Source organism: Apilactobacillus nanyangensis, from assembly GCF_016861915.1.
GTDB classification, from domain to species: domain Bacteria; phylum Bacillota; class Bacilli; order Lactobacillales; family Lactobacillaceae; genus Apilactobacillus; species Apilactobacillus nanyangensis.
On record NZ_BOLX01000022.1, the window covers coordinates 1 to 11,696 of the forward strand.

Here is an 11,696-nt window from a genome sequence, read left to right on the forward strand (position 1 = left end):
AGCTAATTTTAATTCTTTAGAAAACATAAAAGAACCCCTTAGGTTAGATTTCTCCAACTCAAGGGGTTCAGTTCATTGCTGTTTAGCAACACTTTTTATTTTGTTTCAATAACGACGTAGTAGTTATTTGATCTGTTCGTTTTACCTTTTAAAATAGTAGTATTTTTAGCAGATACCGCAATTCTAGTGATGTTATTGTCGGTTATGAGCTTAGTATAATTTACATCATTACTGTTGGAAATATCTGAATATAAAATCCAACTTAATGATGTACCACGGAAGTTATCTTCGCTGCTGAACTGCCAGTATGCGGTGTTGATAGTATTTGCTGGGACAGGATGGCTTTCGATGGTTGCAATCTTTTGATTTGCATCTTTTTCTAAGTCAAAGTCTAATTGAAGTGGAGCTAGACCGTTGTGACTTCTGGCATTGTTGATAACGCTAATTGTGTTGATTGCCATTTGGTGATTAAAAGACGCTGTCTTATTCAGTTGAATTGCACCATGCCAAGCATAACCAATTAATTGATGGTTTTGGTAGATAGCTTCGTAAATTGCTTGGAATTTTTTGCCATTTTTATATTTTTGAACATGGTAACTTGTACCAACGGTTACTGTTTGATCGCGTAATTTAGATAAACGTTTGGAATATTTGGTAAATGTCAAATCAGTATATAGGCATTCATATCCTCTTGGACTGATTACCCCGACACCATGGTTATTCTCGTCAGATACTCTGTATATGTAGGGCCTAGTATTTTTAGCTTTGGCGAAAGCTTCATAACCGTTTGTCGATATCGCCAGGATAGAGAAAAGGGTTAATAAAATTAAGAATTTTTTCATTGATACACCTTCTTTGTTGACAATAGTATAGCAGTAATAATATAGAATAAATGTTAAACTATGGTTACAAAAAAGAGGTAAGAATATGAAACAAGACAAACTATTGGTAGCCGCAATGGTATTCGTGGGAATTATCCTGTTAGCGTGTGTTGTGGCTTATGTAGCATAAATAAAAAAGCATCGAAAAAACGATGCTTTTTTATTATATTTTATTAACTATAGAAATTACGACAAACAATAGGATGACTAATAGGTTAGCAAGCTTGTGTCTCATTAAAATGGCAATGAATTCTCTGATAATGGCATTTGGTAGGAAAAATCCGCTTGTCTTTGATCCAATTCCATTAATTTTCATACCGGCGTTCTTAGCGTAAGCTGTGGCACGGTAAATATGGTAGTTGTTGGAAACGAAGATACCGTTATTTGAATCTAGTTTGTATCTGTCGACAATCTTCTTGGAAAACGCGAAGTTTTGAATTGTGTTGACTGACTTATCTTCCGCGACAACGTCATCTGGATTGATACCTTTTTGAAGCAAATAGTCTCTCATGGCTACACCTTCTGGAATCTTTTCGTCGCCACCTTGACCACCGGAACAGATAATTAAAGGATGCTTGTCAGAAACACTGATTTGGTTTTGATAGAAATCAATCGCACGGTCGATTCGAGATGCCAGTAGTGGTGAGACCTCGTTTCCGTTTAGCAAACCAGCTCCCAAGACAATGATGAAGTCCTTGTCTGGTTTGGGACGATAGAAGTTACAAATCCAAACGGAAAGGGAAAAAATCAAGAAAATACTAATGATGTAAAATGAACTCATTTCAGTGAAGTGTTCAATCATTAAGTTGTATGGTTTGGGAATTAGTTTCCTTAAGAATAGAAAACTTAATAGTGGATAAATCAACAAGAATACACCAATTATTAGTGTTAGTAGGTTGGCTAGTGAATGGTTTTCTCTTCTCCAAACAATAATTCCATTCCAAATCAGTAGAACTGCATGAAGAGTATATATTAGCGTTAATACAATCATAATTAGCAAAGTAAGTATTAAAAATACGGAGTGTAGTATTTTGCTGTTGCTTATGAGAGAGAAAAACATGACGTTTCCAGTTAGAGCGAATAATGTCATTAAAAATAAGAAACCGTTCCAAAAAGAAGCCTTATTTTTATAAAACGACCAACATATTAGTCCAATACAAATTATTAATGTTAGTGGTATAAAATACATATATATATCATCCTCATCTATTAGGATAAAAAAGCTCACAAATTATTTGTGAGCTTTTTGTTTATCTCCATTCTACACTATACAAGTGCTCCTGGAACATATTTCTTATTAACTAATTTGTTGTGTGGCACCATCACAAAGTGAATACCACCAAATTTATCGAAAGAAACGGCAAAGTAGTTTGGTTGGTACTTTTTATGGATGTCTAAATTCATTAGAGCAGTTGCATGACCCCAATATGAAGGACCATCTTCAAATAATTGAAGAGCAATGGAATTGTATACTGCATGCTTTAAAGCAGCCATAGTTACTACACGTTTCTTAAGCTTAGTGCTAGTTAAAGCAAATGATGGGTTATCACTATAGTTTTCTTCGGCAACATTAGAAATTTTGTATTTCTTAGAAGCAACTGATTTAGTTCTCAAGTCATGTCCGGTCTTTTTACCGGTATTGTTCCAATTATCTTTGCTGTAAACATCGGCAAATGTTTGAGCAACAGAGATGGTGTTCTTAGAAGACTTGTATTGAATTCCCTTAGCTTGCTTGATTGCAGGATTTAAAATGCTTAGGGCGAATTTAGTAAGTTCTTTTCTTTGACTGTAAGTCATTTTATTTAGGTTAACATTTCTACTTAAATCTTTCTTACTTGGTGTAAATGAGTTAATTGCTAGCCCCTTTAGGCCAATTTTACCCATTGCCACTTGCAACTTGTAGTTACCGATTGATTTTTCGCTAGCTGCTTTTTTTAGTGTAGCGTTAGTATAACCCTTAGGTAATTTGATTACGTTTTTAGGATTCTTTTTAGCGTTATAGTTAATTTTAGTTACAAAATTAGCATCAGAACCAGGATCGGTAACTTGATTGCCAGAAACCTTCATCGCTTGAGTTGGAATGAAGTTATTCAAGTCAGCGGTAGTTAGCTTACTGATGGATTTAGTAGTTGCGATTTTGGCATCATCAGTAGTTTGTTGTTTAAATTTTTTAATTAATGTAGATTCTTTTTTAGTAGAGCTTGCGTGAGTAGTTACAGCTGGTGTTGATGAAGCAATCACAGAACCGATTAACGCAGCAGCAGCAATCATTTTAATTGTCTTTTTCATATTTTTTCACCTATTTAATTCCTAATAAATATACAGCTAATCCAACTAGGATTACCCCAATTACAACAATAAATAAACCAAATTTAATTAGTTTACCACCGATTCCATCCCAAGCAGGTTGATTTGACATCGCGCGAAGCTTGAAGAAGAACCATCCAATTCCCATACAAATGGCGCCAAATAGAAAAACACCATACGCAAAAAGCATAAAAAAGCTTTGAGTTTGTTGCATTACCTTCACCCCTTATTGAAAGTTTTGTTTAGAATATATTATCATAGTTTACATTTAGCTCAAATATATAAATACAATCTTAAAAATTACTTAATAATTACAGAAAATATCCTTAAGTGTTATAATCTTTAATTATGTGTAAAAGATTTCAAAAATAAGGAGATGAGTTCACCCTTGGGTGATCGAGCTATAAACTGGAAACAAAACCTAAACGTCTTATGGTTTGGTACATTCGTAGCTGGAATCGGATTTAGTAGTATTAGTCCATTCATTGCATTATTTATAGGTCAACTTGGCGATTACAATGCCACGCAAACATCAATTTACAGTGGAATGGCATTTGCAGCACCATTTCTAGTCAAAATGATTGTTTCGCCATTGTGGGGAATCCTAGCTGATAAGTACGGTCGAAAGCCAATGTTACTTAGAGCATCCTTGGGGATGGCCGTCGTAATTGGTGCAATGAGTCTGGTAACAAGTGCATGGCAATTAATTGTACTGCGTCTACTACAAGGTGTTTTTTCAGGATTCATCAGTAATGCCAATGCATTGGTGGCTGCTGAGACTCCAAAGAGTCATGTTGGACATGCTTCTGGAAAATTAGCGACAGGAAACGTATCTGGTACATTGATTGGACCGATGATTGGTGGATTGATTGCAGATACATTTGGTTATCGTTACACTTTCTTGATTACTGGTTTGGCAATGCTAGTCGCATTTATCCTAAGTATCTTTTTCGTTCATGAAAACTTTAAGCCAGTACCACATGAAAAAGGGGAAAAACAACCTCACTTTCTATCTGGAATTCCTACTAAGCAAATCTTATTTGGAATGTTTTTAACCACCTTATGTATTCAAGCAACTAATAACTCAATCTCACCAATATTGAGTTTGTACGTTAAACAATTAGATCCGACATCAACCAATATTGCGTTAACCGCCGGAATCATTCAAGCTATCAACGGAGTAGCAATGATATCAGTTGCACCATTCTTCGGTAGACTTGGAGACAAGATTGGTTCGCATCAAATCTTGAAGTTTGGACTTGTATTTTCGATGGGAATATTCTTCCTAACGACCTTCGTGCAAAACGTCTGGCAATTAGGAGCACTTCGTTTTCTAATCGGAATTTCCGATGCAGCATTATTACCAACTGTTCAAGCAATCCTAGCTAAGTACAGCCCACATGATCGAATCAGTCAGGTCTTTAGTTGGAATCAAAGTTTCCAAGCAGCTGGAAACGTAACTGGACCAATGATTGGTTCAGCCGTCGTTTTGATTGGTGGATACCGTGGTGTGTTTGTTGCTACCACCATCTTGGCTGGAATTAATTTGTTCCTAGTTCGTAAGAATATTAAATCGATTGAAACCGACAAGAACTAAATATTTGTTAATTGATGAAACATCATTATAATTAATAGGATAATATTTGGAGGTGGATTGCGATGACTAGAGAAGAAATTGACAACAATTTACTAACCTTAAAAAGAACGCGTTCACACATCGTAAATGCACTAGATGGCACTAACCGTGACAGCAATGTCATTCGAGATATTGACCATTTGGTGGAATACTTAAATGAAACTGATGAACGTGAAATAACACAAGAATATGTTGATCGTAAGTTTAGAATCATCAAAGGTGAGATTAATTGCTCACTTGATTGTTTCAATAATGCGATGAAAGCATTGACTAAGTAGGCATCCGAGAGGGTGTCTTTTTCTTTTGTTTTAATCCTTATGCGTGTATAATAACTTACATTAAGTAAGCGAAAGGAAGATGAATATGTCAAAATTACTTGCACCGGCAAATGTTGGTGGACTATCTCTTAAGAATCGAGTAGTGATGTCACCAATGTGTACCTATGAAGTGATTCGTGAAAATGGAATCGCGACACCATTTCACTTTGCTCACTATGGGGCACGTGCAATTAGTGGCGTTGGTTTGATTATTACCGAATCAACGGCCGTTGATCCAAGAGGTCGTATTAGCAACAACGACCTAGGATTATGGAATGACGAACAAGTTGGTGAATTTAGTGGATTGGTTGACTCACTTCACTACTTAGGTTCAAAGGTAGGGGTTCAATTGAACCATGCCGGTAGAAAGGCTGCTGATGAAGATGTTCCGGTTGCACCTAGTGCGATTGCATTTAGCGACGACAGCAATACACCAGTTGAACTAAGTAAGGAAGATATCGCAAACATCGTTAACGAATTCGGCCAAGCTGCCAAACGTGCTAGCGATGCTGGAGTGGACATGATTGAAATTCATGGAGCCCACGGGTACTTGTTGAACCAATTCTTATCAGCCGTTTCAAACAAACGTGATGATGAATACGGTGGTAGCCTAGAAAATCGTTTTCGCATTGTTTCTGAAGTGATTGAAGCTGTGAAGGCTAATTTCGCTGGTCCTATCTGGATTCGTTTATCACTAACAGATTACGATGACAGCGGTCTACAAAATACCATGGAAAACTGGCAACAAATCGGTAAGTGGTTAGAAGAAGCTGGCATCCAACTAATTGATGTTTCAACTGGTGGATTACTACCAAAGGGACCTAATTTCCCAGTTCATGACGGATATCAAACTCCATTTGCCACTGAAATTAAACAAGCGGTAAATATTGATGTCTCCACTGTTGGTTTATTAGATAACCCAGGATTGGCGGAATACATCCTACAAAATGACCAAGCAGACTTGATTATGGAAGGAAGAGCATTGCTACGTAACACTAACTGGTTAGCGGACGCGGCTAAAGAATTACATGATCATGATTTCAAAGTTTTTGATGCGTCATATGAACGTGGCCAAAAATAATAAAAAAGATATCCATGTGGATATCTTTTTTTATTGGTAAATTTTTGTCATCTAATTTTAATTTGTTATATAATTATTCTATTACAGCGAATAAAATGAGGTGATTATATGTATTGGACAGACGAAAGAATTATGACATACCGTGCGAAGATTAAGGGGGCATGGTACGTTCAAAAATTCCAACAATACTATCAATTCGACCTTCGTAAACCAGAAGATAAGATGAGAATGTATCGTCAATTGGAACCCAAAACAATTAAATCCTATTTTGATGATTTAATCGACACCTATGAAAAGAACTTCTTGGAACAATTAGATAACATGAGTACCGATGAGCTATTGGAAACATTAGATTCATTAAGAGATGAAGGATATATTGATATCATGTAAAAAAGAACCGATTTTTAAATCGGTTCTTTTTTATTAGTTATTTGTATTTAAACTGACTGATTGTTTTTGACTAAGCTTATTGTTTTTAAATGTTAGGTTATAAGCGTGTGAATTGTCATATTGGTAGGTCATAAATGACATTCCATCAGCTTCTTGTTGTGAAAGTGGTGATCCTAGAGTTGCTTGAACGTCTGAGAATGAAGTGTTCTTAGCAATCTTTTCAATCTTAGCCTTCTTGACGATTTTAGCGGCAGTGTTTTGTTGGTAACCTTTGCTCAAAACCTTGTCCTTGTAAACAATTACAAATATGTATTGTAGTTGTGCGTTGCTTCCCATTTTCCATGTGTATTGTTTAGCCTTAGCATTATTTGTTAGCGTGGTATCGGTGGTTTGTGTTGGGTTTCCTAATAGGCTAACAACCTTTTTATAGTTTGAACCACCATGCAATTGTTGGCTTGTGTATTTGATTTGTTGATATTTTTCTAATGAAATTCCTGAGGTGTTTAAAGCATCTGATAATGAAGGCTTAGGACCTGAAATGGTTTCATTAGTATTTGTATCTTTTTTCTTGCCACAGGCACTTAATACTAGTAGGCAGGTAAAAAGGGCAAGTAAAATCTTAAAAGTTTTATTCATACTATATCTCCTCAATGTGTTCTATTAGTATTTTAATCAAATTGGGTAATAAATATCAATGATTTAAATTATTTATTAATAATTTAAATATGATTTCTACAAACCAAAAACTTGTAATATAAGGCTGTCCCTAATACCATGGACGGTGAAGAAAGAAAAAGGAGGTTGTATCTATGAGTAAGATTGCTGCAATTGTTACCAGCGGATACGAAGATTCTGAATTAACTTCACCTATGAAGGCACTAAAGGATGCAGGCCATCAAGTTGAAATTATCGAGGACATGGCCGGTAACACAATTACTGGTGAGCATGGTGATAAGCAAAAGGTTGATTTAGGTATTGATGATGCTAATTTTGATGATTATGACGCATTGTTATTACCAGGCGGAGGCTCTCCAGATGCATTGAGAGCAGATGATCGTTTCAATGACTTTGTAAAATGTTTCCTATTGGCTAACAAGCCGGTGTTTGCGATTTGTCACGGTCCACAATTCTTTATTCAAACCGGTTTGGCAAGTGAATTGAAGTTAACGGCTTACACCACAATTAGATATGACCTATTCTATGCTGGTGCTGAAGTTCATGATGAACCGGTCGTAGTAGATGAAAAACACAAACTAGTCACAAGTCGAACTCCAGACGATTTAGACGCTTTTAATTCTGAAATCGTTAAGTTCGTAAAATAATATGTAAAAAAAGAAGCCTTTCGGGCTTCTTTTTTATCTTCTGATGACAATTCCGCAAATTTCAGTCATTGAAGTGTTGATTAGGCGGTAGAATACCTTCTTGAATTCTTCAACTGACAATGGAATCGGTTGTGAAATCCATGACATAATTGCGTCTAAAATGACTCTGAAGAAGAAAGTTAACACGTAGTACTTAGGGATGCCATACTCTTTTTCATCATAGTTTTCGAAATAAGGAACTAAAAATTTAGAGTAGTGGCTACTTAAAAACGAGAATAGTTGTGGTTCGTAGAATTCATATAGAACCTTGATGTATTCACGATCATCGTAGACGATTGGGAATACCTTTTCGCTTAGAATATAGAAAAAATTGTCATAGTTTTTATCAACGTTAACAAATTGTTCATCTAAAGAATGGCTGATACTAGTTTCGATGAAGTTAACGATGTCGATTTTATTCTTGAAGTGATTGTAAAAAGTACCACGAGAAATATTTGCGTTTTCAATGATGTCATTTGTACTAATAGTGTTAATGTCTTGGTGAGCCGATAAATTTAGAAAAGACATTACGATTCTTTTCTTGGATTTGCTTTTAATAAACATTCTGATTAAATCCCCCTTATAAATTTTTACTATTCAGGGCTGAGTAATGTGAATTACATTAAATCTTTGCCATGCTTATAATTATAATCTTATCTAGTGAGATAAATACTTAAGTTTTTGCAAATTTAATTAAGTTTATACAAAAAAGTTTAAAATATATTTTAATTAAGATTGATATAAAAAATCTTTATAAAAAGGGTGGTTTTTATAAGATAAACTTAACTTACAATCGTTGAATTATAAGTAACAATTAAATGTTTATAAAAAGTGGTTAAATAATCTTTATTAGTTATTGAAAAACAGTGATGGGGGTCATATAATTATTTTTGCTGAGTTATTAGCAAAAAGTTGACTTGATTATTTAAAATTTTAAGAAAATAACAATAATTAAAAAGTTATACACACTGTCTAATAACTCGTTTCAACAAGATTATCGATATACTGTTATGGTTTAACATACTATCAACAAATTACTACATATGAATTTGGAAAAGAAATTATGGCGAGAGTTATAAAGTCAATTCGGATTTTACAACTCTTTTTTTATGCTTCCAAGTTGGTTTGTAGAAGCGTTGCCGTTTATCAAACGGATGGAAGAACTTGAGCAAGATAAAGATGATGGAGTAAATACTGTGTAGTTTATATAAAGGAGAAGAAAATTTTGGATCATTACACGCTATTAACTAGATGCATCGCTGAATTTATTGGAACAGCCATCATGGTTGCATTGGGTAACGGATCAGTTGCCAATGTCGAATTGAAGGGAACTAAAGGTTTCCATGGTGGATGGGTATTAATTGGTTTTGGATACGGAATCGGGGTTATGATTCCTGCAATGATGTTTGCGACAATTTCTGGAGCCCAAATTAATCCAGCAATGACACTTGCTTTGGCTTTTACAAACCAATTTCCATGGAACGAAGTATTACCATATATTGTTGCACAATTACTGGGTGCGACAGTTGGTCAAATCGCGGTGGTACTTACCTACAAGCCATACTATGACAAGACCACTAACTGTGAATGTGTTTTAGGTACTTTTGCAACGATTGACTCAGCTCATAGCTATCTAAATGGTTTTATTAACGAATTAATCGGAACCTTCCTATTAGTATTAGGTGCCTTGGCAATGACTGCTGATAAACTAGATCCACGTGCCGATTTTATCGCATTAGGTTTTCTAGTAATGTGTTTGGTTGTTTCATTCGGTGGACCAACCGGACCAGCATTGAACCCAGCCAGAGATATTATGCCAAGAATTGTTCACGCATTTTGTCCATTTAAGAATAAGGGTGGTTCACACTGGAAGTACAGTTGGGTTCCAATCGTAGCGCCAATCATTGGTGCTACCCTTGCCGCAATCCTATACAAGGCCGTATTTTAAGCATTAAAAAAGAAAAGAGAGGAAAATGTTAAGATTTTCTTCTCTTTTTGATTTTTGGTTAAGTTTTAAATATATCAAATGGACTGGTCGTCCAATTTAAAAAAGTAAATCCTATTTTTATGCGGATTTGATGAAAATTAATTTGATAAAAGTCTAGCAATTGCTGTTTTGACAGTGTTTTGCCAAAATTATATTATTATCTTCGAAGAGTTGGTTAGAAGCTTAATCGTTATTATCAACAGTTAAGTTTATTAGCTTTCCCTTTGTTTAATCCTTTCGATTAAACTCTAGAAGTTTATTTATTAGAATATGATTACTTGATTTAGATGCCCCTGAAGTTGTCTAGCAAGTGATTTATGCACCTTCAGAATTGCTTAAAAATCGTGGAATTGTAGCATAACATAACACCAATAATAATAAATTTTGGTGGTGCATCGACTCACTAAGAACCACAACAAATTACTATCATGAAATCGTGTAACCTTAGTCTAACTTTCTTTGAGAACTTTATTCATACACTTTCTTATAAAACTATCTCTAGTTCTGCTGCCTATCAAGTCGCGCTGGTAAGTAGTAGATCAAAATCCGTTAATTTATGAATTTCCCCGAGTTTATAAATTAATTCTCTCGTCCATAAGTAGATAAATAAAGTTAAAACATTTATTACGTTTGCATGTGTTCATATAAATATTATTATGCACTTTCATGGTATGCTCACTCCAGAAAAATGATTATGAATTCTTCCCTGAATATAATTAGTAAACAAAGAGCAGGCCAGTTCTTACGTGAATCGATATTCCATAAATAAGCTGATCGTAAATTAAAATTATTCAAGGCACTGGGTGATTTTAATTTTTCCATCAATAACCGATACTGTCGTAGGTATTGGTTATTTTTTTATCTATATTTTATTTGTTGTGATAAACTTGAATAAATCAATTAGGAGATGAAGAGTAATGAGTAATGCTAATTCTTTATACCAATATGGTACATTAGCAATGTTAGTTCCTGGATTATTCGAAGGAACTCTACCACTAAAAGAACTATTAAAACACGGAGACACCGGTATCGGTACTGGTGACGGTCTAGATGGCGAACTAGTCATTTTAGATGGTGTTGCATATCAAATCGATGGTGACGGTAAGGTTAACGAATTAGATGGTGATTTTACAATTCCGTTTGGAGACGTTCATTTCGCTAACTTTGAACACTTAGCTAACGTACATGCGTTAGTTAAGATGGAAGATTTAGAAGAAAAAGTATCTTCTAAGTTAGACTGGAATAATGTTTTCTATTCAGTTAGGGCTCATGGAACTTTCAAATCTGTAAAGACAAGATCAGTTCATAAGCAATCAAAACCATATCCAACACTTGTTGAATGTGCCCATAAACAAAATGAATTTGAAGCTGAAGATGTTGAAGGAACTGTAATTGGATACTTCTCGCCACAAATCTTCAATGGTGCAGCTGTAGGTGGATTCCACTTACACTTCTTAGCTGACGATAAATCAGTAGGGGGCCATTTATTAGATTTTGAAATGGTGTCTGGTGATATTAAAGTGCAAAAACTTGATGAATTGGTTCAAAAACTACCATCATCAAATGATGACTTTATGAAACACGATTTCTCAAACGATGACATCGCTGGTGCCATTGGTGAAGCTGAATAAAAAATAAAAAAGGACTGACAATTTTGTCAGTGAACTGAACCCCTTGAGTTGGAGAAATCTAACCTAAGGGGTTCTTTTATGTTTTCTAAAGAATTAAAATTAGCT

The 11,696-nt window shown here is 34.9% G+C and carries 13 protein-coding genes; 7 read left to right on the top strand and 6 right to left on the bottom strand.

The features are described 5' to 3' along the window. Positions 1-95: 95 nt before the first annotated feature. The 4 genes from JUD45_RS06810 to JUD45_RS06825 form a co-directional block, all read right to left on the bottom strand. Positions 96-842: a CAP domain-containing protein gene (locus JUD45_RS06810; protein ID WP_203619895.1), complete on the bottom strand. Its 747-nt coding sequence runs from the start codon at positions 840-842 to the stop codon at positions 96-98. 202 nt (positions 843-1,044) lie between these two features. Next, positions 1,045-1,872 carry a YdcF family protein gene (locus JUD45_RS06815; RefSeq protein WP_187156034.1) on the bottom strand — a complete coding sequence of 276 codons (828 nt, stop codon included), beginning with the start codon at positions 1,870-1,872 and terminating at the stop codon, positions 1,045-1,047. Between the two features lie 275 nt (positions 1,873-2,147). Next, positions 2,148-3,170: an SEC10/PgrA surface exclusion domain-containing protein gene (locus JUD45_RS06820; protein WP_203619896.1), complete on the bottom strand. Its 1,023-nt coding sequence runs from the start codon at positions 3,168-3,170 to the stop codon at positions 2,148-2,150. A gap of 10 nt (positions 3,171-3,180) precedes the next feature. Next, entirely contained in the window at positions 3,181-3,402 is a 222-nt protein-coding gene (locus JUD45_RS06825) for a hypothetical protein (RefSeq protein ID WP_041153133.1), read from the bottom strand. A gap of 174 nt (positions 3,403-3,576) precedes the next feature. Here JUD45_RS06825 and JUD45_RS06830 point away from each other — a divergent pair, with 174 nt between their 5' ends. The 4 genes from JUD45_RS06830 to JUD45_RS06845 all read left to right on the top strand — a co-directional run bounded on the left by JUD45_RS06830 (position 3,577) and on the right by JUD45_RS06845 (position 6,612). Beyond that, the gene (locus JUD45_RS06830) at positions 3,577-4,785 is read left to right on the top strand and encodes an MFS transporter (protein ID WP_373301465.1); all 1,209 of its coding nucleotides are present in this window, start codon (positions 3,577-3,579) and stop codon (positions 4,783-4,785) included. Positions 4,786-4,847: 62 nt separating this feature from the next. Further along, positions 4,848-5,102 (top strand): hypothetical protein, encoded by a 255-nt coding sequence (locus JUD45_RS06835; RefSeq protein WP_138726387.1) that lies wholly within the window; start codon positions 4,848-4,850, stop codon positions 5,100-5,102. An 85-nt stretch (positions 5,103-5,187) separates the two neighbouring features. After that, positions 5,188-6,222, top strand: a complete 1,035-nt coding sequence (locus JUD45_RS06840; RefSeq protein ID WP_138726388.1) for an NADH:flavin oxidoreductase/NADH oxidase — start codon at positions 5,188-5,190, stop codon at positions 6,220-6,222. A gap of 108 nt (positions 6,223-6,330) precedes the next feature. Continuing rightward, positions 6,331-6,612, top strand: a complete 282-nt coding sequence (locus JUD45_RS06845) for a hypothetical protein (protein ID WP_187156030.1) — start codon at positions 6,331-6,333, stop codon at positions 6,610-6,612. A 33-nt stretch (positions 6,613-6,645) separates the two neighbouring features. On the opposite strand, the gene JUD45_RS06850 is transcribed toward JUD45_RS06845, so the two are convergent. Then, a complete protein-coding gene (locus JUD45_RS06850; RefSeq protein WP_203619898.1) occupies positions 6,646-7,248 on the bottom strand; it encodes a DUF3862 domain-containing protein in 603 nt (200 codons plus the stop codon). A 173-nt stretch (positions 7,249-7,421) separates the two neighbouring features. Here JUD45_RS06850 and JUD45_RS06855 point away from each other — a divergent pair, with 173 nt between their 5' ends. Beyond that, positions 7,422-7,934, top strand: coding sequence for a type 1 glutamine amidotransferase domain-containing protein (locus JUD45_RS06855; RefSeq protein WP_203619899.1), 513 nt, complete (start codon positions 7,422-7,424; stop codon positions 7,932-7,934). A gap of 33 nt (positions 7,935-7,967) precedes the next feature. On the opposite strand, the gene JUD45_RS06860 is transcribed toward JUD45_RS06855, so the two are convergent. Beyond that, on the bottom strand, positions 7,968-8,537 hold the full coding sequence (locus tag JUD45_RS06860; RefSeq protein WP_053792115.1) for a TetR/AcrR family transcriptional regulator: 570 nt from the start codon (positions 8,535-8,537) through the stop codon (positions 7,968-7,970). A gap of 661 nt (positions 8,538-9,198) precedes the next feature. Between JUD45_RS06860 and JUD45_RS06865 the strand changes: the two genes are divergently transcribed. Next, the gene (locus JUD45_RS06865) at positions 9,199-9,921 is read left to right on the top strand and encodes an MIP/aquaporin family protein (protein ID WP_187156028.1); all 723 of its coding nucleotides are present in this window, start codon (positions 9,199-9,201) and stop codon (positions 9,919-9,921) included. 956 nt (positions 9,922-10,877) lie between these two features. Continuing rightward, positions 10,878-11,591, top strand: coding sequence for an acetolactate decarboxylase (budA, locus tag JUD45_RS06870; RefSeq protein ID WP_138726393.1), 714 nt, complete (start codon positions 10,878-10,880; stop codon positions 11,589-11,591). Positions 11,592-11,696: the final 105 nt, after the last annotated feature.

Coding starts and splice junctions, on each gene's coding strand:
- JUD45_RS06810 (WP_203619895.1), bottom strand. CDS start 842: ATGAAAAAATTCTTAATTTTATTAACCCTTTTCTCTATCCTGGCGATA.
- JUD45_RS06815 (WP_187156034.1), bottom strand. CDS start 1,872: ATGATTGTATTAACGCTAATATATACTCTTCATGCAGTTCTACTGATT.
- JUD45_RS06820 (WP_203619896.1), bottom strand. CDS start 3,170: ATGAAAAAGACAATTAAAATGATTGCTGCTGCTGCGTTAATCGGTTCT.
- JUD45_RS06825 (WP_041153133.1), bottom strand. CDS start 3,402: ATGCAACAAACTCAAAGCTTTTTTATGCTTTTTGCGTATGGTGTTTTT.
- JUD45_RS06835 (WP_138726387.1), top strand. CDS start 4,848: ATGACTAGAGAAGAAATTGACAACAATTTACTAACCTTAAAAAGAACG.
- JUD45_RS06840 (WP_138726388.1), top strand. CDS start 5,188: ATGTCAAAATTACTTGCACCGGCAAATGTTGGTGGACTATCTCTTAAG.
- JUD45_RS06845 (WP_187156030.1), top strand. CDS start 6,331: ATGTATTGGACAGACGAAAGAATTATGACATACCGTGCGAAGATTAAG.
- JUD45_RS06850 (WP_203619898.1), bottom strand. CDS start 7,248: ATGAATAAAACTTTTAAGATTTTACTTGCCCTTTTTACCTGCCTACTA.
- JUD45_RS06855 (WP_203619899.1), top strand. CDS start 7,422: ATGAGTAAGATTGCTGCAATTGTTACCAGCGGATACGAAGATTCTGAA.
- JUD45_RS06860 (WP_053792115.1), bottom strand. CDS start 8,537: ATGTTTATTAAAAGCAAATCCAAGAAAAGAATCGTAATGTCTTTTCTA.
- budA (WP_138726393.1), top strand. CDS start 10,878: ATGAGTAATGCTAATTCTTTATACCAATATGGTACATTAGCAATGTTA.